This window comes from Serratia sp. (in: enterobacteria), assembly GCF_051654945.1.
Lineage (GTDB): Bacteria > Pseudomonadota > Gammaproteobacteria > Enterobacterales > Enterobacteriaceae > Chania.
This window is the reverse complement of sequence record NZ_JBOFZA010000073.1, coordinates 32,457-53,320: the sequence shown is the minus strand read 5'-3', so window position 1 is coordinate 53,320 and position 20,864 is coordinate 32,457. Positions and strand designations below refer to the sequence as shown.

The 20,864-nt window shown below is 57.5% G+C and carries 18 protein-coding genes; 11 read left to right on the top strand and 7 right to left on the bottom strand.

Going from position 1 to position 20,864, the window contains the following annotated elements; all coding sequences use genetic code 11:
* Window positions 1–2: 2 nt before the first annotated feature.
* The 8 genes from livF (at window position 3) to ACRDCA_RS14705 (ending at window position 8,278) form a co-directional block, all read left to right on the top strand.
* Window positions 3–704, top strand: coding sequence for a high-affinity branched-chain amino acid ABC transporter ATP-binding protein LivF (livF, locus tag ACRDCA_RS14740; RefSeq protein ID WP_021807790.1), 702 nt, complete (start codon window positions 3–5; stop codon window positions 702–704).
* A 79-nt stretch (window positions 705–783) separates the two neighbouring features.
* Entirely contained in the window at window positions 784–1,971 is a 1,188-nt protein-coding gene (locus tag ACRDCA_RS14735) for a PLP-dependent aminotransferase family protein (RefSeq protein ID WP_438690197.1), read from the top strand.
* Window positions 1,972–2,162: 191 nt separating this feature from the next.
* Window positions 2,163–3,482, top strand: a complete 1,320-nt coding sequence (ugpB, locus tag ACRDCA_RS14730) for a sn-glycerol-3-phosphate ABC transporter substrate-binding protein UgpB (protein ID WP_438690196.1) — start codon at window positions 2,163–2,165, stop codon at window positions 3,480–3,482.
* A gap of 115 nt (window positions 3,483–3,597) precedes the next feature.
* The gene (gene ugpA / locus ACRDCA_RS14725) at window positions 3,598–4,485 is read left to right on the top strand and encodes a sn-glycerol-3-phosphate ABC transporter permease UgpA (RefSeq protein WP_438690195.1); all 888 of its coding nucleotides are present in this window, start codon (window positions 3,598–3,600) and stop codon (window positions 4,483–4,485) included.
* Complete coding sequence (gene ugpE, locus ACRDCA_RS14720; protein ID WP_438690194.1) at window positions 4,482–5,327, top strand: sn-glycerol-3-phosphate ABC transporter permease UgpE; 846 nt, start codon at window positions 4,482–4,484, stop codon at window positions 5,325–5,327. Before ugpA ends, ugpE begins: the two co-directional genes overlap by 4 nt.
* Before the next feature lie 4 nt (window positions 5,328–5,331).
* Window positions 5,332–6,405: a sn-glycerol-3-phosphate import ATP-binding protein UgpC gene (locus ACRDCA_RS14715; protein ID WP_438690193.1), complete on the top strand. Its 1,074-nt coding sequence runs from the start codon at window positions 5,332–5,334 to the stop codon at window positions 6,403–6,405.
* Window positions 6,405–7,151, top strand: a complete 747-nt coding sequence (gene ugpQ, locus ACRDCA_RS14710) for a glycerophosphodiester phosphodiesterase (RefSeq protein WP_438690291.1) — start codon at window positions 6,405–6,407, stop codon at window positions 7,149–7,151. Before ACRDCA_RS14715 ends, ugpQ begins: the two co-directional genes overlap by 1 nt.
* 170 nt (window positions 7,152–7,321) lie before the next feature.
* Window positions 7,322–8,278: an AEC family transporter gene (locus ACRDCA_RS14705; protein WP_438690192.1), complete on the top strand. Its 957-nt coding sequence runs from the start codon at window positions 7,322–7,324 to the stop codon at window positions 8,276–8,278.
* Here ACRDCA_RS14705 and ACRDCA_RS14700 read toward each other — a convergent pair.
* The gene (locus ACRDCA_RS14700) at window positions 8,259–8,612 is read right to left on the bottom strand and encodes a hypothetical protein (protein ID WP_438690191.1); all 354 of its coding nucleotides are present in this window, start codon (window positions 8,610–8,612) and stop codon (window positions 8,259–8,261) included. The genes ACRDCA_RS14705 and ACRDCA_RS14700 overlap by 20 nt on opposite strands.
* A 159-nt stretch (window positions 8,613–8,771) precedes the next feature.
* Here ACRDCA_RS14700 and ACRDCA_RS14695 point away from each other — a divergent pair, with 159 nt between their 5' ends.
* Window positions 8,772–9,632 (top strand): carboxylate/amino acid/amine transporter, encoded by an 861-nt coding sequence (locus ACRDCA_RS14695; protein ID WP_438690190.1) that lies wholly within the window; start codon window positions 8,772–8,774, stop codon window positions 9,630–9,632.
* A 32-nt stretch (window positions 9,633–9,664) separates the two neighbouring features.
* On the opposite strand, the gene ACRDCA_RS14690 is transcribed toward ACRDCA_RS14695, so the two are convergent.
* Window positions 9,665–12,244 (bottom strand): hypothetical protein, encoded by a 2,580-nt coding sequence (locus ACRDCA_RS14690; RefSeq protein WP_438690189.1) that lies wholly within the window; start codon window positions 12,242–12,244, stop codon window positions 9,665–9,667.
* 126 nt (window positions 12,245–12,370) lie between these two features.
* Window positions 12,371–13,321 carry an HTH-type transcriptional regulator MetR gene (metR, locus tag ACRDCA_RS14685; protein WP_438690188.1) on the bottom strand — a complete coding sequence of 317 codons (951 nt, stop codon included), beginning with the start codon at window positions 13,319–13,321 and terminating at the stop codon, window positions 12,371–12,373.
* A 105-nt stretch (window positions 13,322–13,426) separates the two neighbouring features.
* On the opposite strand from metR, the gene metE reads away from it, so the two are divergent.
* Entirely contained in the window at window positions 13,427–15,703 is a 2,277-nt protein-coding gene (gene metE / locus ACRDCA_RS14680; RefSeq protein WP_438690187.1) for a 5-methyltetrahydropteroyltriglutamate--homocysteine S-methyltransferase, read from the top strand.
* A 125-nt stretch (window positions 15,704–15,828) separates the two neighbouring features.
* Window positions 15,829–16,704, top strand: coding sequence for a helix-turn-helix transcriptional regulator (locus ACRDCA_RS14675; RefSeq protein ID WP_438690186.1), 876 nt, complete (start codon window positions 15,829–15,831; stop codon window positions 16,702–16,704).
* 237 nt (window positions 16,705–16,941) lie between these two features.
* Here the strand turns inward: ACRDCA_RS14675 and ACRDCA_RS14670 are convergent, their stop codons facing one another.
* From ACRDCA_RS14670 to ACRDCA_RS14655, 4 genes are all read right to left on the bottom strand, one after another.
* Window positions 16,942–17,286: a PTS fructose-like transporter subunit IIB gene (locus tag ACRDCA_RS14670; protein WP_021807973.1), complete on the bottom strand. Its 345-nt coding sequence runs from the start codon at window positions 17,284–17,286 to the stop codon at window positions 16,942–16,944.
* Window positions 17,287–17,307: 21 nt separating this feature from the next.
* Entirely contained in the window at window positions 17,308–18,204 is an 897-nt protein-coding gene (locus ACRDCA_RS14665) for a [formate-C-acetyltransferase]-activating enzyme (protein WP_438690185.1), read from the bottom strand.
* Window positions 18,170–20,467 (bottom strand): formate C-acetyltransferase, encoded by a 2,298-nt coding sequence (locus ACRDCA_RS14660; RefSeq protein ID WP_438690184.1) that lies wholly within the window; start codon window positions 20,465–20,467, stop codon window positions 18,170–18,172. The genes ACRDCA_RS14665 and ACRDCA_RS14660 overlap by 35 nt, the downstream gene beginning before the upstream one ends.
* Before the next feature lie 68 nt (window positions 20,468–20,535).
* Window positions 20,536–20,856, bottom strand: coding sequence for a PTS fructose-like transporter subunit IIB (locus ACRDCA_RS14655; RefSeq protein ID WP_021181481.1), 321 nt, complete (start codon window positions 20,854–20,856; stop codon window positions 20,536–20,538).
* Window positions 20,857–20,864 lie beyond the last annotated feature (8 nt).

Sequence of the window (20,864 nt, the reverse complement as noted above, 5' to 3'; positions counted from 1 at the left end):
ATATGTTGTCATTTAATCAGGTTTCCGCCCATTACGGCAAAATTCAGGCGCTGCATCAGGTCAGCCTGAACATTCAGCAAGGGGAGATCGTCACTCTGATCGGGGCTAACGGCGCGGGTAAAACCACGCTGCTCGGCACGCTATGCGGCGATCCCCGAGCCAGTGAGGGTTCCATCACGCTGATGGATCAGGACATCACCCAGTGGCAGACAGCGCGCATCATGCGTGAAGCTGTAGCGATCGTTCCGGAAGGGCGGCGAGTATTTTCGCGCATGACGGTGGAAGAGAACCTGGCGATGGGCGGTTTCTTTGCCGATCGCGAGCAGTATCACCAGCGCATCGAACGGGTCTTTACCCTGTTCCCGCGCCTGCTGGAGCGCCGCAGCCAGCGTTCTGGCACCATGTCCGGTGGCGAGCAGCAAATGCTGGCCATTGGCCGTGCGCTGATGAGCCAACCAAAGTTACTGCTGCTGGACGAGCCTTCGCTCGGGCTGGCACCGATCATCATCCAGCAGATCTTCGATATCATCCAGCAATTGCGCGAAGAGGGGATGACCATCTTTCTGGTGGAACAAAACGCCAACCAGGCACTAAAACTGGCGGATCGTGGTTATGTGCTGGAAAATGGTCGCGTGGTGTTGGAAGATACGGGGGCCGCACTATTAGCAAACGAAGCAGTTCGTTCAGCCTACCTGGGCGGCTAGAAACACCGAGGGTAATTTGGTAGGGGTCGAACCTGTTCGACCCGCAGCGCCCCTATATTAACGATTACGAGAACAAGCAATGAAGACTGAAGGACTACTCGCGCAGCGCATCGTAAAAGTCAAAAGCTCGGCAATCCGTGAATTGCTCAAGCACAGCAAAATGGAAAACGTTATTTCGCTGGCGGGTGGCATTCCCTCTGACGCGCTGTTTGATTTCGAAGGATTGAGCATTGCGACTCAGCAGGCCATTACCGAGCAACCAAAAAGCGCTTTCCAGTATGGGCTGACCGAAGGTAGCGAACGACTGCGTGAAGGCATCTGCACGCTGTGCGCCCAGCGTGGCGTTAACGCCAGGCCGGAAGATATCGTGGTAACCGCCGGCTCCCAACAGGCGTTGGATCTGGTGATGCGTGCGGTGATCAACCCAGGCGACGTGTTTGTGGTGGAACGCCCGACCTATCTGGCGGCGCTGCAAACGCTGGAGCTGGCGGAAGCCAACATCATGTCTGTCTCTTCCGACAGCGATGGCATGGTGGTAGATGAACTGGCCGAACTGCTGAAAACCCAGAAGATCAAAGGGGTATACGTGGTGCCAAACTTCGGCAACCCGAGCGGGTTGACCCTGAGCGCCGCACGCCGTGAGCAGTTGGTTAAACTGGCGGTAGAGCATAACTTCCTGATTATTGAGGATGACCCGTACGGTGAGCTGCGTTTCACCGAAGAGCGAAATGCGACCCTGTATCAGGTTTCGCAGCAGGTGCTGGGCCATACCGAAAACATTATCTACACCTCCACCTTCTCCAAGATCCTGGCTCCAGGCTTGCGTCTGGGTTGGGCTATCCTGCCGCCGTTCCTGCTGCATAAAGTGGCGATCATCAAGCAGGCGGCAGATCTGCATGCCAGCGCGCTGTCGCAGAGCATCGTCGAATGCTACCTGGGGTTGGATCGTTTACCGGCGCAGATCGAAAAGATCCGCGCAGCCTATAAACACAAAGGCGAGATCCTGGCCGGACTGGTGGAAAAAGAGCTGGGTGATGTGATCAGCTTTGATATGCCAAAAGGCGGCATGTTCCTGTGGGCGCGTTTCCGTCAGCCGTTTGATGCGACCGAATGGCTGAAAACTACCCTGAAGCAGGGCGTGGTGTTTGTGCCGGGAGAATACTTCTTCTCTGACAAACCGGATCGTTCCACCTTCCGTCTGTCGTTTGCCACGGCAACCGAGCAACAGATGCAAGAGGCCGTTGCCCGCCTGCGCCGCTCGCTGTAATTTCTCTGCGGCGGTGGGGTTTTTCCCTACCGCCGACATCAAACCGCCATCTGCACTTCACCTCGCCGTCATCTAGCTGTCACACCAGAGTTATTTTTCTGTCATCCGCGCATGGCATGTTAGCTTCCGAACAAAAACTGTTTCTTTTCGCTCATGCGTTTTGATCACACCAGCTTTTTCAGGAGTTAGGCATGTTTACTCACGCGATTAAAAAAACCACATTGTGCGTTACCTTGGCCCTGGCGCTCAGCGGTCATGCATTAGCCGCGACCGAAATTCCCTTCTGGCATTCGATGGAAGGGGAACTGGGTAATGAAGTAGATTCTCTGGCGGAGCGTTTCAACCAAACGCACAGCGATGTGAAGATCGTCCCGGTTTATAAAGGCAACTACGAACAAAGCCTGGCGGCGGGCATTGCAGCCTATCGCTCTGGCAAGGCGCCGGCGATCCTGCAGGTTTACGAAGTGGGCACCGCCACCATGATGGCGAGCAAGGCGATCAAGCCGGTGTATCAGGTGTTCCAGGAGTCGGGCGTCAAGTTCGATGAATCGGTGTTTGTGCCGACCGTGGCCGGTTACTACAGCGATAACAAGAGCGGCCATCTGCTGTCCCAGCCTTTCAACAGCTCCACTCCGGTGCTGTATTACAACAAGGACGCCTTCAAAAAGGCGGGCCTGAACCCGGATCAACCGCCGAAAACCTGGCAGGAGCTGGCAGCCGATGCCGCCAAACTGCGCGCGGCCGGCATGAAGTGTGGCTACACCAGCGGTTGGTTGGGCTGGATCCAACTGGAGAACTTCAGCGCCTGGCATGGTGTACCGTTCGCCAGTGAGAACAACGGCTTTGGTGGCACCAACGCCAAACTGGAGTTCAACCAACCGTTGCAGGTCAAACACATTCAGTTCCTGCAGGATATGAACAAGAAGGGTGATTTCACCTACTACGGCCGCAAGGATGAACCTACCGAAAAGTTCTATAACGGCGACTGTGCCATGGCAACGGCCTCCTCCGGCTCACTGGCCAGCATCCGCAAATACGCCAAGTTTGATTTCGGCGTGGGCATGATGCCTTACGATGCTGATGCTAAAAATGCACCGCAGAACGCCATTATCGGCGGGGCCAGCCTGTGGGTGATGAACGGTAAAGACGCGGCGACCTACAAAGGTGTGGCGGAGTTCCTGCAATATCTGGCCCAGCCTGAAATTGCCGCCGAATGGCACCAGAAGACCGGCTACCTGCCGATCACCACTGCCGCTTACGAGTTGACCAAGCAGCAGGGCTTCTACGACAAAAACCCAGGGGCCGATGTGGCTACCCGTCAGATGCTGAACAAACCACCGTTGGCGTTCACCAAAGGGCTGCGCCTGGGCAATATGCCGCAGATCCGCACCGTGGTGGATGAGGAGCTGGAAAGCGTGTGGACCGACAAGAAGACTCCGCAGCAGGCGATGGATGCCGCAGTTCAGCGCGGTGATGTGCTGCTGCGCCGCTTCGAAGCCTCTACCAAGTAAGCGTCAGATTGGACCCTATTTGGCCAAACGACATCGATCCACTCCCTCTCCCTTTAGGAGAGGGTTGGGGTGAGGGACTCATATCGCTCCTCATCTCCATTTAACGGTTAACCCTATGTCATCATCCCGTCCCGGTTTCGGCTGTAGCTGGCTGCCCTATGTTTTAGTGCTGCCACAGCTGCTGATCACCGTCGTTTTCTTTCTGTGGCCTGCCGGTCAGGCGCTGTGGTACTCGGTACAAAGCGTCGATCCGTTTGGTCTCTCCAGCCAGTTTGTCGGGCTGGACAACTTCAAGCAGCTATTCCAGGACCCCTATTACCTGGAGTCGTTCTACACCACGCTGCTGTTCAGCTTCCTGGTCGCCGGTATCGGCCTGCTGGTGTCGTTGTTCTTCGCCGCACCGGTGGACTATGTGCTGCGCGGCAGCCGTTTCTATCAGACGTTGATGATCCTGCCCTATGCGGTAGCCCCCGCCGTGGCGGCAGTATTGTGGATCTTCCTGTTCAGCCCGGGTATGGGTTTGATCACCCACGTTCTCGCTGGTTTCGGCTATGACTGGAACCATGCACAAAATAGCGGCCAGGCGATGTTCCTGGTGGTGCTGGCCTCGGTGTGGCAGCAGATCAGCTATAACTTTCTGTTTTTCCTGGCCGCGTTGCAATCCATCCCGCGCTCCCTGGTGGAAGCGGCGGCGATCGACGGGGCTGGACCGGTGCGGCGTTTCTTCAATCTGGTACTGCCGCTGATCACGCCGGTGAGCTTTTTCCTGCTGGTGGTGAACCTGGTCTATGCCTTCTTCGATACCTTCCCGGTGATCGATGCCGCGACCGGCGGTGGGCCGGTGCAATCGACCACCACGCTGGTGTACAAGATTTATCGCGAAGGCTTTGCCGGTTTGGATCTGTCCAGTTCGGCGGCGCAGTCGGTGGTGCTGATGTTGTTGGTGATTGGTTTGACGGTGATCCAGTTCCGCTTTGTTGAACGTAAGGTGCGTTACCAATGATTGAGAACCGACGCGGGCTGGATATCTTCAGCCATACAATGCTGATCCTCGGCGTGCTGGTGGTGCTGTTTCCGCTGTACGTGGCCTTCGTTGCCGCCACGCTGGACGATCAGCAGGTGTTCCAGGTGCCGATGACGTTAGTCCCAGGTGGGCATCTGTGGGACAACATTCGCCATATCTGGCAGGGCGGCGTGGGCACGCTCAAGGTGCCGTTCTCGATGCTGTTGCTCAACAGCGTGATCATGGCGCTGGCGATCACCTGCGGCAAGATCGTGGTCTCGGTGCTGTCCGCTTATGCCATCGTGTATTTCCGTTTCCCGCTGCGCAGCCTGTTTTTCTGGCTGATTTTCATGACGCTGATGCTGCCGGTTGAGGTGCGTATTTTCCCGACGGTGGAGGTGATTTCCAACCTCAACCTGCTGGATAGCTACACCGGCCTGACGTTACCGCTGATGGCTTCGGCCACCGCCACCTTCCTGCTGCGCCAGTTCTTTATGACCCTGCCGGATGAGTTGCTGGAGGCGGCCCGCATCGACGGTGCCGGGCCGATGCGCTTCTTTTGGGACATTGTGCTGCCGTTATCAAAAACCAATCTGGCGGCGCTGTTTGTCATCACCTTTATCTACGGCTGGAACCAGTACCTGTGGCCGATCCTGGTCACCAGTGACGCTTCGATGAGCACCACGGTGGCGGGGATCCGCAGCATGATTTCCACCTCCGGTGCGCCGACCCAGTGGAATCAGGTGATGGCGGCAATGATGTTGACTTTGATCCCGCCGTTAGCGGTGGTTCTTCTGATGCAGCGCTGGTTTGTACGCGGCCTGGTTGATAGCGAGAAGTAATGATATGGCAGGTTTAAAACTACAGGCGGTCACCAAGTCTTACGACGGCAAAACGCCGGTGATCAAGCAAATCGATCTGGACGTGGCCGACGGCGAATTTATTGTGATGGTTGGCCCTTCCGGCTGTGGCAAATCGACGCTGCTACGGATGGTCGCCGGGTTGGAGCGCACTTCCAGCGGCGATATTTACATCGATACGCGGCGCGTCACCGATCTGGAGCCGAAAGATCGCGGCATCGCCATGGTGTTCCAGAACTACGCGTTGTACCCGCATATGAGCGTGTACGACAATATGGCCTACGGCCTGAAAATCCGTGGCTTTGGTAAACAGCATATCCGCCAGCGGGTGGAGGAGGCGGCGCGGATTCTGGAGCTGGAGCCGCTGTTGCAACGTAAACCGCGTGAGCTTTCCGGTGGTCAGCGCCAGCGGGTAGCGATGGGGCGCGCTATTGTGCGTGAGCCTGCGGTGTTCCTGTTCGATGAGCCATTGTCCAATCTGGATGCCAAATTGCGCGTCCAGATGCGCCTGGAATTACAACAGCTGCACCGTCGACTGAAAACGACCAGCCTGTATGTCACTCACGATCAGGTGGAGGCGATGACGTTAGCGCAGCGAGTGATCGTGATGAATAAAGGCGTGGCGGAACAAATCGGTACGCCGAGTGAGGTCTATCAACGCCCGGCTACGCTGTTTGTCGCCAGCTTTATCGGCTCCCCGGCGATGAACCTGCTGCCCGGCACGCTGAGTGCGGATGGTAAACAGCTGCAACTGGCCGGGGGGATGGTGCTGGATCTGCCAGAAGCTCAGCCAAAATGGGGCGGGCAAGAGTTGACGTTGGGTATCCGGCCGGAGCATATTCAACTGAGTACGCGCGAGCAGGGCGGTATTCCGTTCGAGCTGCAAACGCTGGAACTGCTCGGTGCCGATAATCTGGCACATGGCCAATGGGGGAATTCAGGCGTAATCGTCCGCCTGAGTCATGAAACCCTGCCGCCTGCGGGCAGCGTGCTGCATTTGCAACTGCCTGCGTCGGCGCTGCACTTTTTTGCTACCCACAGCGGATCACGGATGGAATGATGACTACAGCCTGGCCTTATCCCCACATCGTCGCCCATCGCGGCGGCGGTTCCTTGGCTCCTGAAAACACCCTCGCGGCAATTGACGTTGGCGCACGCCATGGCCACAAGATGATCGAGTTTGACGCCAAGCTGGCGCAGGACGGGCAGATTTTCCTGCTGCATGATGACACGCTTGAGCGCACCAGCAACGGTTGGGGCGTGGCAGGCGAGCTGCCTTGGGAAAAACTGGTAGAGCTGGATGCCGGTGACTGGTACAGCTCGGCCTTTAAAGGGGAGCGATTACCACTGCTGTCGGACGTGGCGGAACGCTGCCAGCAGCACGGCATGATGGCCAACATTGAAATCAAGCCAACGACCGGCAGTGATGAGGAAACTGGCAGGGTGGTGGCGTTTGCCGCCAGCATGCTGTGGCAGGGGCAAACCGAGCCGTTGCTCTCTTCCTTTTCGGTAGAAGCCCTGGCGGCGGCGCAGCTGACCGCACCGGAGCTGCCGCGTGGTCTGTTGCTGGATAAATGGGATGAAAACTGGCGTGAGCTGACCGAGCGCCTTGGCTGCGTCTCGTTGCATATCAATCATAAGGAACTGACCGCCGAACGCGTCGCGGCGCTGAAAGAGGCCGGGTTGCGTATTCTGGTATATACCGTCAATCAGCCGGAGCGGGCGCGTTTATTATTGAACTGGGGCGTTGACTGTATTTGCACCGACCGGATAGACCTCATCGGCCCAGATTTTCCAAACGCTTAAATTTAAAGATTACCCCCCACCCTAACCCTCCCCAAAAAGGAGAGGGGACCGATCGAGTTGGCTGCTATCTCTGGGGCTAATTGCGAGCACGGGCTGGCTCCCTCTCCCTTTGAGAGAGGGTTGGGGTGAGGGGGAGATTAACGGCCACCATACCATCGGAAGGGAATACGATGCCTGCCTTTATCGTTTCGTTGTGGCACCAGATAGTGCTGTCTTTACCGTTATTTGTGCTGATCGTGCTGGGATATGGCCTGATCCGTTGGGGAAAGTGGCCTGCCACCATTACCGACGGTCTGACCCGCTTCGTGTTCTCCCTCGCTCTGCCCGCCATGCTGTTTCGCATGATGTGTGACTTCTCGCAACGCCCGGCGGTGGACGCTCGCCTGCTAATTGCCTTCTTCGGCAGTTGCCTGATCGTGTTTGTCATTGGCCGCGTTGCAGCACGACGGATCTTCAAGCTGGACGGCGTCTCGGGTTCGGTGTTTGCTCTGGGCGGCATTTTCTCCAATAACGTCATGCTGGGTTTGCCGATCGCGACGGTGATGCTGGGCAAGGAGGCCATTCCGTCGGTGGCCCTGGTGCTGGTATTTAACGGCCTGATTTTATGGACGCTGGTGACCATCTCCATCGAATGGGCGCGTAATGGCTCACCCACGTTGCAGGGCTTTATCAAGACGGCGCGAAGCGTGCTGACCAATCCGCTGATTATTGGCATCCTGTCTGGCACGCTATTCAGCCTGACCGGATTGCCGCTGCCGGTGTTTGTCGATCAACCGGTCAGCATGCTGGGACAGGTGGCGGCTCCGCTATCGTTGGTGGTGCTTGGCATGGGGCTGGCCGAATACCGCATCAGCGAAGGCTGGCAACTGAGCAGCGCCATCTGCTTGCTCAAGCTGATTGTCCAACCAATGGTAGTTTGGCTGTTGGCTTGGTCAATGGATCTCCCCCCGATGGAAACCCGGGTGGTAGTCCTGCTGGGTTCAATGGCGGTAGGGGTGAACGTCTACCTGATGTCGCGCCAGTTCAACGTGCTGACCGGCCCTGCTGCCACCAGCCTGGTGATGTCTACCGCGCTGGCGGCGATCACCACGCCGTTAATCCTCACGATTATGGGGGTAAGGGTGTAGCAGGAAGCGGTGCCTGCGGTATTGCCGGAGCCGTCTGGTTAAACGGGTTTACGGGCTGACCGCCGTTTTGCAGCATTTTGCCACTGTTCATCTGCGGCTGCATGGGGTTGGTCGCGCCATTATCGGGCAGCATCTTGGGCTGGTTGGCCTTGAGAGGATAACCCTGCTGCTGGCGCTGTATCATCTGTTGATTGTTCAGCATGCGCTGTTGCTGCCCCTGCTGGTCGCGCTGGTTAAGAAAATGCTGTTGCTGGCTGAGCGTAGTGACGCCGTTTTCCGCCATAGCCAGACAGGGCAGCCACAGCAGGGTGGCGATAATCAGCTGACGTTTCATGTTGGGATCTCCGGTTCAATGCTTCCTCTTAAGCCTAACGCAGCCGGAAAAATTTGCTCGTTAGTTTGTTTTTTAGCCATACGTAAACCGTCTTTTCCCTACGTGGCTTGCCACCTTCCGCTACAATCGCCCTTTCGGATCTTATAGGGTGAACTTGCTGTGCTGCTTCTGGTTATTACCACCATTTTATGGGCATTTTCCTTTAGCCTGATCGGCGAATACCTGGCAGGCAATGTCGACAGCTGGTTTTCCGTGCTGATGCGCGTTGGGCTGGCGGCGCTGGTGTTTCTGCCGTTCCTGCGCTGGCGTAACATCAAGCTGAAGGTGATCCTGCTGTATATGCTGGTGGGCGCATTCCAGCTTGGCATCATGTATCTGATCAGCTTCCGTGCCTTTATCTATCTGACCGTGTCGGAGTTCCTGCTGTTTACGGTGCTGACGCCGCTGTATATCACGCTGATTTACGATCTGATCAGCGGCCGCCGTCTGCGTTGGGGCTACCTGTTCAGCGCGCTGCTGGCGGTACTGGGGGCAGCGATTATCCGCTATCACCAACTGAGCGATCATTTCTGGTGGGGGCTGCTGTTGGTACAGGCGGCGAATATCAGCTTCGCCATCGGCATGGTGGGTTATAAGCGTCTGATGGAAGTGCATCCGTTGCCGCAGCATACCGCCTTTTCCTGGTTTTATCTGGGCGCGGCGGCGGTAGCGGTGGTCGCCTGGTTCCTGTGGGGCAACCCGAACCAACTGCCAACCACCAACCTGCAATGGGGCATTCTGGTCTGGCTGGGCGTAGTGGCTTCCGGGCTGGGCTACTTTATGTGGAACTATGGAGCCACGCAGGTGGATGCCGGGACGCTGGGCATCATGAACAACATGCATGTGCCTGCGGGCCTGCTGGTTAATTTTGCCGTTTGGCACCAGCAGCCGCATTGGGCCAGCTTTATCATCGGTGGCGCGGTGATTGTCGCTTCGCTGTGGGTACATCGCCGTTGGGTCGCGCCGAAAGGCACCCATTAAATCTGGGGCCCGTTTGCGGGCCCCAGTGGGATCTACCTGCGGCCTCCCATCCCGCCGTGGAAGCGCGGCTCATAGTTACTGCGATCGAACTGGCGCTGCTCCGGCGCTCTTTGCTGCATGCGCTGCTGCATCTGCTGGTGGTGTTGCTGGTTTAAGCGCGGTTGTGTCTGCTGGGTTGGGGTTCTTTGTTGCAACCGCTGTTGCGCCTGTTGACGTTGCTCCTGGTTCAGGCGCGGCTGCGTTTGCAAGGTCTGCGCCCGCTCGGTCTGGCGCTCATTGCCGCGTTGGCGGGCCTGCTGTGCGCTGCTGACCTCTGCCGGAGGCTGGCTTTTGACAAACTTGCCGCTGGCGTTCATCTGCTGCCAACTGCCGTTATTGTACTGATAGACTTTGCCATCACGCCCGGCGTACACGTGATCGGGGCCGTTAACTACGCCACCATGTGTCACCTGGCCAGTTTCCTTGTTGTAATGCACGTAACCTGAACCCTGCGTCACCCCATTTTTCCCGACGGTGGTAAAGCTGCCAGCCTTGCCTGCCCCCTGCGGTGTGGTGCCGCTGATGCTTTGGCTGTGGGTGACACGGCCGGTTTTGCTGTTCACGCTGTTGCGCTCTCCACCGGCGATGCCGTTGCCGGTATTGGGGTTATATGCCCCGGCACCGTTGGCGGCCACGGCTCGCCCAGTCTGCGGATTGAAGCGTACGCCGCCCGCCCCCGCGTGGGTGATGCCGTTATTGCCGTTGGTATCGCGCCAGGCGTAACCAGCCCCGTGGCCACCCGTGGCGTTATTGTAGAAGCTGCCGCGTACGTTGCTGCCGTAATGGCCGTTCCACGGATTGCTCCAGTCGCTGCGCACGCCTTGCGCCACGGTATTACCCCAGTGATTATAAACGTTATACACCGACACGCCGCCACCCCAGTAGCCGGGATGATAGGGTGGGTAGTAACCGTACCAAGGGCCCCACCAAGGCTGGCTCCAGGCGTTGCCCCAGATCCAACCGCTGACAAAGCCAAAGCTCCAGCCGATCGCCGGGTCCCAGGCAAAGCTGCTGCCGTAACCGTAGGTGGCCGGGCAGCTGTACCAGACGTCACCCACCCAGGCGTTGCAAGGATAACCGGTACCATAAACCACCACGCCGTTGCTGGCCACGGTGCCGTAATATCCCGGTGTATAGCCGACGTACACTACATCGTCGGTGCTGCCGTAGACGCGAACGTAGGTCACGTAATGCAGTGGGGAATTGGCTGGAATGGTGTAAATCACCGCCGGAACGTTGGCGGCAACGACCCACGGACCTTGTGGTGCAGTGGCTGCAAACCATACGCCGCTTTTCACCGCGAAGTAGCTTTTGCTGTCTACCTTGATCACCGGTACGTCAGTGTTCCAGGCGTATTGCAGCGGCGTACCGTCGATCGGTCTGAATTTGGCGCTGCCACCATCATAACGAACCTGTAGCGCCGCTTTGCTGCGTGACACCTTGGCGGTCTGCGGCACCGAGTTGGCGATCAGCGCCTCGCGAGCCTCTGGCGTACCTGGGATTGAGGCCAACACCGCGCTTTTTGGGCTAGCGGATGGGATACGGCTGAAGTCTGCTGGCAGAGCGCTGCCGGCAACGTATTGCCATGGGCCATTGGTGGAGTCGGCACGGAACCAGCGGCCAGACACCAGCACGTACCAGCCGTTATTTTGCTGGGCATCGATAAACACGTCCGAAGGCGTATTCGCCACGTAGGAGAGTTGGGTGCCGTCAATCGGCATAAACTGCGGATCGCCGTCGATCTGGATCAGTTCGGCCGGCTCGGTAGCGACATAAATCTCTGCTGGCTGGGTAACCGACGTTTTTTCCTGCGGACCAGTGGTGACCAATTTGCTTTTCACTGCGGCCTGCATGGCCTGGGTCAGCTCGATCGGCACCGTGAGCTTTTGCGTCCAGGGTCCGTTGAGATTGGGTGCGGTATACCACTGATGGGCAAAGTAGAAATACAGCGTGCCGTCTTTTTTCAGCAGTAATGAGCGAGTATTGATGGCGCGTTCCACGCCCACCTGCCCGCTGGCTTGCCAGGCGGGTTGCCCATCAAGTAACACCAGCGTTGCCGGTTGGAAAGCAAACAGGATTTTTGGCGGGGCGTTGTTCACCTTCACGTTCTGCTGTGGCGCCTGATCCTGAATGGCCAGATCGGATTCCAGCTGGTCAAGGCTGACCAACAGAGTTTTGGCCGGAAGTTGTCGCAATAATGTCAGATAATGGTCTTGATTGGTGCTATCTGTCGGGAAGTTGACTTTTTCAACGTTGAGATTATCCAGCGTGACTTGTCGTTGTTCCTTGTCGGTGCTGGTACGTGCGCTGAACCAGACGACGCCATAACTGATTTTGTCCTGCTTTTTCCCGTTGGCATCGGTCAGGGTGCCGGTTTTCACCGCAACCACCATGCGGCCTTTCAACAGGTTATCCTGCCAACTGTCGAGCTGCGGCTGGTGCAACTGCATGGACGTACCGGAAAGGATCACGCTGTGTGGCCAGGGAGCGACTGCTTCGGCCGCCCATAACGCTGAGCTGGCTAACAACGCCAGGAGAAGAAACCATTGATAACAACCACGCAGTGTTCGCATAAGCGCCTCGGGAAAGCCGATAATTTTTAGAGGGAGTCGCCCCCAATAAAATTACTGTAACCGCTTTTGCCGAATTTGCATGGTGCAGAGTGTGTGTAAAAATAGACTGCCAGTTTGCCCGCGGTATTAGCTCAAGGATGTGAGTGACTTAACGTCTGCAATTGTGCCCGCAGGCCGAGCGGCATCTCGTACGAACGGCAGGTGATCGCAGGCGTGCTGACGTGCCGAACGGATAAAGGCCTCGGTGACCGTCTGGCGCTGCTCGCCGTCGCGCGTGGCGGCATACAGCCGGCTCCACAGGCCATCCCCGAGGGTTTTGGTCACCACCAACCCTTGGCGTTCAAAACTTTCCACCACCCAGTGCGGCAACGCGGCGATCCCCATCCGGGCTGACACCATTTGAATCAATAAAAGCGTGTTATCGACGTTTTTCAGCGCCGGGCTGACGCCTGCCGGTTGCAGGAAATGGCGCCAGATATCCAGCCGTTGGCGTTGTACCGGGTAGATCATCAGCACTTCATCACTCAGGTCTGCTGGCTCAATGTGGGCCTTATTGGCCAATGGGTGGTCAGGAGCCAGGATCAACCGCACTTCAAAGTCGAACATCGGCGAATAATGTAACCCGCTGCGCGGCAAAATGTCCGAGGTCAGTACCAGGTCCAATTCTCCTTGCTGCAAGGCCGGTTGCGGATCGAACGTTACGCCGGATTTGAAATCCATCACCACCTGCGGGAAACGCGTGCGGAAGTTATCCAACGCCGGGGTCAGCCACTGAATACAGCTATGGCACTCGATGGCGATACGCAGCGTGGTTTGGTGCGGTTCATGGCAGGCTTGCAACGCCTGTTGGATCTGCGGCAATACCTGCTCTGCCAGCTGTAACAGGATCTCCCCCTGGGCGGTAAAGCGCAGCGGTTGGCTTTTGCGAACGAACAGCTTAAAGCCCAGGCGTTGCTCCAGATCGCTGAACTGATGCGAAAGGGCAGATTGCGTCTGATGAAGCTGTGCGGCGGCGGCGGCCAGGGAGCCGGTATTACGCAAAGCTTGTAGGGTCCGTAAGTGTTTCAGTTCGATCATGAGAGTCCTTCACAGTGACAGTGAAAATATTGCGCTTGTGGATCATACAGTACCTGCGGATTATGGATGTGTAAACATCTGGACGGCTAAATGGGAAATATGACGATGACAATTCTGAATCACACACTGGGTTTTCCACGCGTTGGTCTGCGTCGTGAACTGAAAAAAGCGCAGGAAAGTTACTGGGCAGGTAATTCAACACAGGAAGAGCTGTTGGCGGTTGGCCGCGAGCTGCGCGCTCGTCACTGGCAGCAACAACAGCAGGCCGGGGTGGATTTGGTGCCGGTTGGCGATTTCGCCTGGTACGATCACGTGCTGACCACCAGCCTGCTGCTGGGCAACGTCCCGGCGCGTCACCAGAATAAAGATGGCTCGATCGATCTCGATACCCTGTTCCGCCTTGGCCGTGGCCGTGCGCCTACCGGTGAGCCTGCGGCGGCGGCGGAAATGACCAAATGGTTTAACACCAACTATCACTACATGGTGCCTGAGTTCACGCAAGGCCAGCAGTTCAAACTGGGCTGGACCCAATTGCTGGATGAAGTTGACGAAGCGCTGGCGCTGGGCCACAAAATCAAACCGGTGTTGTTAGGCCCGGTAACCTATCTGTGGCTGGGCAAGGTGAAGGGCGAGCAGTTCGACCGCCTGTCGCTGTTGAACGATATCCTGCCGGTTTACCAGCAAGTGTTGGCGGAATTGGCCAAACGCGGCATCGAGTGGGTACAGATCGACGAACCTGCATTGGTGCTGGAACTGCCACAGGCCTGGCTGGATGCCTTTAAACCGGCTTACGCCGCGCTGCAAGGCCAGGTCAAACTGCTGCTGACCACCTATTTCGACAGCATTGGCCACAACCTCGATACCATTCGTGCACTGCCGGTGCAGGGGCTGCATGTGGATCTGGTGGGGGGTAAGGATGATGCTGCTGCCCTGAATAACGCTTTGCCGAAAGAGTGGGTGCTGTCTCTGGGCGTGATCAATGGCCGTAACGTCTGGCGTGCCGATGTCAGCAGCTGGTTTGAACGTCTGCAACCGCTGGTAGGGAGCCGCCAACTGTGGATTGGCAGCTCATGTTCGCTGCTGCACAGCCCGATCGATCTGAGCGTGGAAAGCCGCCTTGACGAAGAAGTGAAGAGCTGGTTTGCCTTTGCCCTGCAAAAATGTGCCGAGCTGGCGTTGCTGAGCGGTGCGCTGAATGCGCCTGGAACACAGAAACAGGCTGAACTGGATGCCTACAGTGCGCCAATTCGCGCTCGTCGCCAATCCAGCCGGGTGCATAATACTCAGGTAGAGCAACGCCTGGCTGCCATCACCGCCAAAGACAGCGAACGCCAACGCCCTTATGAACAACGTGCCCAGGCTCAGCGCGATCGCTTTAACCTGCCAGCCTGGCCAACCACCACCATCGGCTCTTTCCCGCAGACCACTGAAATCCGCGGCCTGCGCCTGGACTTCAAGCAGGGTCGTCTGGATGGCAGCAACTATCGCACCAGCATCGGCGAGCATATCAAACAGGCCATTGCCGAGCAGGAACGCCTGGGGCTGGACGTGTTGGTGCACGGCGAAGCCGAGCGTAACGACATGGTGGAATACTTCGGCGAAAACCTGGATGGCTTCGTGTTCACCCAAAACGGTTGGGTACAGAGCTACGGTTCCCGCTGCGTGAAACCGCCGGTGATTATTGGTGATATCAGCCGCCCGGAAGCGATTACCGTGGAATGGGCCAAGTTTGCCCAGTCACTGACCGACAAGCCGGTAAAAGGCATGTTGACCGGCCCGGTGACCATTCTTTGCTGGTCATTCCCACGTGAGGATGTGACCCGTGAAGTGATCGCCAAGCAGATTGCACTGGCTCTGCGTGATGAAGTGGAGGACTTGGAGAAGGCAGGCATTGGCATCATCCAGATCGACGAACCCGCGCTGCGCGAAGGTTTGCCGTTGCGTCAGTCCGATTGGGCCGCGTACCTTGACTGGGCCGTGGATGCCTTCAAACTGAACGCCGCCGTGGTGCAGGATGACACCCAGATCCACACCCACATGTGTTATTGCGAGTTCAACGACATCATGGATTCCATCGCGGCGCTGGATGCCGATGTGATCACCATCGAAACTTCACGTTCCGATATGGATCTGCTGGAAGCGTTCAAAGAGTTCGACTACCCGAATGAAATCGGGCCGGGCGTCTACGACATCCACTCACCGAACGTGCCAAGTGTGGAATGGATTGAAGCGCTGCTGCGTAAAGCGGCACAGAATATCCCGGCAGAGCGCCTGTGGGTGAACCCGGACTGTGGCCTGAAAACCCGTGGCTGGCCAGAAACCCGCCAGTCGCTGGCCAACATGGTGCTGGCGGCTCAGCGCCTGCGCGACCAGGTTGCTTAATCCTGACACGATGTTTTACCCAAGGGCACTTCGGTGCCCTTTTCTTGTTCTGCCCCCGCGTTTTCCTGCCTACTATTGGTTATCATCAGCTATCGCTTTTCACTTGGTTTGAAGGATTATTCCCGATGAAACATCCGTTGGTGGCCGTGTTGGCTCCGCTGCTCGATGATGGGCAGGGGATCCGGCAGGTTTATTTTGCCGGTAACCAACATCCGGCCCCGGAACTGGCCTATCAGGTAGGCTTTCCGCGCCTTGAGCTGGTGGTGGACGGGGAGCAGGAAATGGAGTGGGAAGGCAGCCAGGGCGCGCGGCATCGGCAGATATTGCTGCCGGGGGATGTATTATTTGTCCCGGCGCAAGGCTGGAACAGCCCGCGCTGGCAGCAACCCACCACTACGCTTAGCCTGTTGTTTGGCAAGCAGCAACTGGGATACAGCCTGCTGGGTTGGGATGGGGATGATACGCTGCTGCTGGGTAAAGACAACGTGGCGCGCCGTGGCCCGCGCGTAGGGTCGTTTATGTTGCAGGCGCTGAATGAACTCTCCTGGCATCAGAGCGATCAGCCCACCGCACGCTTTCTGGTGAAGGGCTTGTTGAGCCATGCGCTCGATCTGTTTGGCACCTCGGTGAGAACCGCCTCGCGTAGCCAGGCGCTGTTTGATGCGGTGCGCAGTCATCTGGAAGAGCATTATCGCGAGCCGTTAACCCGCGAGTCGGTGGCTCAGGCGTTCTATATCTCGCCCAATTACCTTTCTCATCTGTTTCAGAAGGCCGGTGGTATTGGCTTTAACGAATATCTTAATCACGTACGGCTGGAGCAGGCCAAGCACCTGCTCAAACGCTATGACATGAAGGTGAAAGAGGTGGCGCACGCCTGTGGATTTGTCGACAGTAACTATTTCTGCCGCCTGTTTCGCAAGAACACCGAGCGCTCCCCGTCGGAATACCGTGGTCAATACCACAGTGAGCTGGGCCCCTCACCCACAGAGAAAGGGAACTAGTCCAGCGTCGTTGGCGGTTTATGTGGCACGGTCGGTTCCCTCTCCTTGGGGAGTAATGCTTGTCAGTTAAGGCATCAGTCGCCCCTCACCCCGGCCCTCTCCCGATAGAGCGTCCAGGGATACCCCAGACACCGTGATAGGGAGAGGGGGCGAGTCCGAGTCCGCAGGCAGGCGCAGATGTCAATTTGTAGCACGTTCAATTCCCTCTCCTTGGGGAGAGGGTTAGGGTGAGGGAGATTACACCACGCGGATATGTGTTTCCTGGGGCGAAGCGGCGGCCTTGCGCACCGCACTGAGCGCCTTCTCGGGCGTACGCAGAAAGGTGTTGATGCCGATCTGTACGCAGCGGTGATGCTCAAAACGCTCGCTTTCCGCCAGCAGGATGTCGCTGATCAACAGCACCACGTCGGCCTGGGCCAGATCGTCCGCCGTCAGCGAGTTTTCAATACCTAATGCGCCCTGCGTCTCTACTTTGACCGGCCATTTCTCCTGCGCGCACAGTTTTTCCAGCCGTTCGGCAGCCATATAGGTATGGGCGACCCCGCTGATACAGGCCGTAACCGCTACGAGTTTTATCGTCATACCAGCCTCTTTATGTTCTGTTCAACCGCCAATGATGACCCGGTAACCCGCCTGTTGTGCCATCGCCTGCAAGGGGGCAATTTCTTGTTCTGTCGGGGCCGCGACCCCGCGCATGGCATATTCACGCCCCAGCAGAGTATATTTCGCCTCGCCATACTGGTGGAAAGGTAACAGGTGGATCTCTTGTAGCCCAAAAGGTGCCAGGAATGCCAGCACCTGTGCCATATTCTCCGTGCTCAAAGTGTAGCCGGGTATTAACGGCAGGCGAGGGATCAGGTTAACTCCGTGCTGTACCAACGCAGTAAAGTTTGCCAACACCCGTGGCAGATTGATGTTCAACTGACTTTTAGCGGCGTCGGCATCCATGATCTTCAGGTCAAACAGGATCTGATCGCAGTGTTCCGCCAGGGCCAATACGTGGGCTTGCGAGGCATCCCCGGCGGTTTCGACGGCGGTATTGATACCTAGCGCCTGTAAGCGCTGCAATAGCTGGGTAGCAAACTCGGCCTGCATCAGCACTTCACCCCCGGAGAGCGTCACTCCGCCGCCGGAGGTGCGATAAAACACCTCATCCTTGAGGATTTGTTGTAACAGCGCCTCCAGGGTGATGTTTTGGCCGATCAGCTCCATCGCCCCGCTTGGACACTCTTGCGCATCGTTCAGGCAGGGCTGGCAACGCAGGCACTTGGCCTCGCGCCGCACGCGGTGGATCTTGCCCGACATTGACTCTGGATTGGCACACCATGGGCAACTATGCGGGCAGCCTTTGAAAAACACCACGGTGCGGATGCCCTGACCATCGTTCAGCGAATAACGCTGAATATTGAAAATGCGGGCCTGCGGCTCGGTGTAAGTTGCCCGGGAAAACCCGGGCGTGATCAGGCTACAGTTGATGCGCTGTACGGCGGATGATGTCATCCTGGATCTCCTTCGACAGCTCCACGAAGAATGCGCTATAGCCGGCGACACGCACCACCAGCCCGGCGAAGTCCTGTGGCCTGGCCTGCGCTTCCTTCAGGGTCTCGGCATTCACGACGTTGAACTGCACATGCTGCAACTTGAGCTTGGTAAAGGCGCCGAGGAAATCCGCCAGCTTGTTCAGCCCCTGCTGGCCTTCCAGCGTGCTTGGAGTGAACTTCACGTTCAACAACGTGCCGTTGGAAAGCAGGTAGTTATCCAGCTTGCTCACCGACTTCAGTACCGCCGTTGGCCCTTGGGCGTCCTGGCCGAGCATCGGCGATAGCCCGCCGTCCGCCAGCTGTTCCCCGGCATAACGCCCATCCGGCGTGGCTCCCACCACGGCACCCAATGGCACGTGGGCGGAAACGGTATAAGACCCAGGCGTAAACTGCCCCCCACGCGGGTTGCGGTACTGCTCCACTTCTTTGCAGTAAAATCGCAGCAGATCGGCGCTGATCAGATCGACTTCGTCGATATCGTTGCCATATTTGTCGAAGCGGTTGATCAGCCGTGCGCGGATCTTTTCCCCTTCCGGCGTGGCGAAGTTGGCCTTCAGCGTGGCCAGCAGTTCGTCAAAACTCAGGCGCTGCTGATCGAAAACCAGGCCCTTCAGAGCGTACAGCGAGTCGCTCAGGTTGGCGATGCCGATGCCTTGTACGCCGGAGAAGTTGTAGCGTGCGCCGCCTTCGGTGATGTCTTTGCCGTTTTGCAGGCAGTCATCGATAAAGGAGGACAACAGCGGTACCGGTGCCCAGTCGCGGTGACCGATATCGCAGATATTGCTGCCTTCGGCCATCAGCCGGACGTAATGACGGATTTTTTCGCGGATTTGATCCAGCAGCTGCGGGTAGGTGAGGCTGGTATTGCCTTCGTTATCCAGCAATGTCAGTTCCATCACCTTCAGCAGGTTGAACATGGCAATGTCGTGCAGGCCGTAGGTGCGCCCAGGGATCGACAACTCAACGCAGCCTACCACCGCATAATCACGCGCATCTTCCAGCGAGACGCCACGGTTGAGGAACGCCGGAACCACCACTTCGTCGTTGAAGATTTGTGGAATGCCGGTGCCGAAGCGGATGGTTTCGGCGGTTTTCAGCAGGAAGGGCCGATCGATAAACTCATTGACCCGCACGCCCAGGTTCGGCTGTGGCAGGCGGATATTCTGGTAGGCATCCAGACACAGGAATGACAGTACGTTGACCGCGCTGCGGCCGGTTTCCGTCAGGCCGCCCAGCAAAATAGTGTAGCCAGTCGGGAAGCCGGCGAAATAACGCGCACTGGAGGTAGAGCGCAACAGCACGATGTCGTTGCACTTCACCCACAGGCTTTCCAGCAGTTCCTTCAGGAAGGCCGGATCCTGCCCCTGATTGAGGGAGGCCTGATAGAACGGCAGCATGTACTGATCGAAACGGCCGAGCGACAGTGAGCTGGCGTTGGATTCATACTGCAAAATGATGTTCATGTACCAGAACAGCTGGCAGGCCTGATAGAAGTCCTGCGGCTTATGGTGGGCGTTGTGGCTGGCGATATCGGCGATCCGCAGCAGCTCGGCGCGGCGAGTTTCATCGTTGCACTGTTGCGCCATCTGACTGGCCAGGCTGGCATAACGCAGGATGTGGCGCTGCGAGGCTTGCAACAGCAGTAGTGCGGCAGTGTAAAACGCATTATCTGGCTGTTGCTCAACGTGGCTTTGCAACTCGGCCAGCAGGCTATCCAGGCCGTTATTCAACAGGCGTGGGTAATCGATGATGATATGTCCCTGGCCCTTGTCGGTCTGGTTGACGCTGAAAATCTGGGTCTGGGTCGCGGTTTTGACCTCTTCGGACATCTGGCCGTTGATGAAATCCTTCATCGAGCGCTTTTCCCAGTAAGGATAAAGCTGCTCGCGATACACCTGCTTGTCGGCTTCGGAAATGGCGAAGCGATCCTGCGGGCGCGTAGGGAAAGCATCCAGCTCTTTCAGCAGCCAGTACGGGTCCATCTCTGGCGAGACGATCCCGGCACGCGGTTTCACCGTGCGGTTACCGGCGATCAGCTCGTCTTCCCGCAGGGTAATTGCTACGTGATCGAGAATATAGGCGGTGGCCTTGGCACGGCGGATAATGGTGGGTTCTCCCTCGGTCTGCCGATGGCTGGCGGTATAGAGCAGTGCGCGTTCGAGCGAAATTTCACGCGGGGCGGAGAACAGGGCGGCTTTCAGACGTTCGATCCGGGAGATCATCACATTTTCCTTTTGTGCGGTAATGGGGGCGGGAAAACCCGGCACGTGATGCCGGGCTGGCCGAACGGTCAGGCCTTTTGCGCTAAATGAGCAGCAATTTTTTCCATGATGGCATCGGCACGTTTTACCGCGTCGCTGATGGCTACGCGCACCACGGTTTTCCCTTTGAAGCGCTCTTCAAACTTGATGCCGATATCCTTGGTCAGGATCACTACATCGGCGGCGGCCACGTCTTCGGCCGTCAGTTCGTTTTCCAGACCGATAGACCCTTGGGTTTCCACCTTGCACTGCCAGCCTTGGGCTTTGGCGGAACGCTCGATGGCTTCAGCAGCCATGTAGGTATGGGCAACGCCAGATGGGCAAGCGGTTACAGCAATAATCATCGTCATAGTCAATT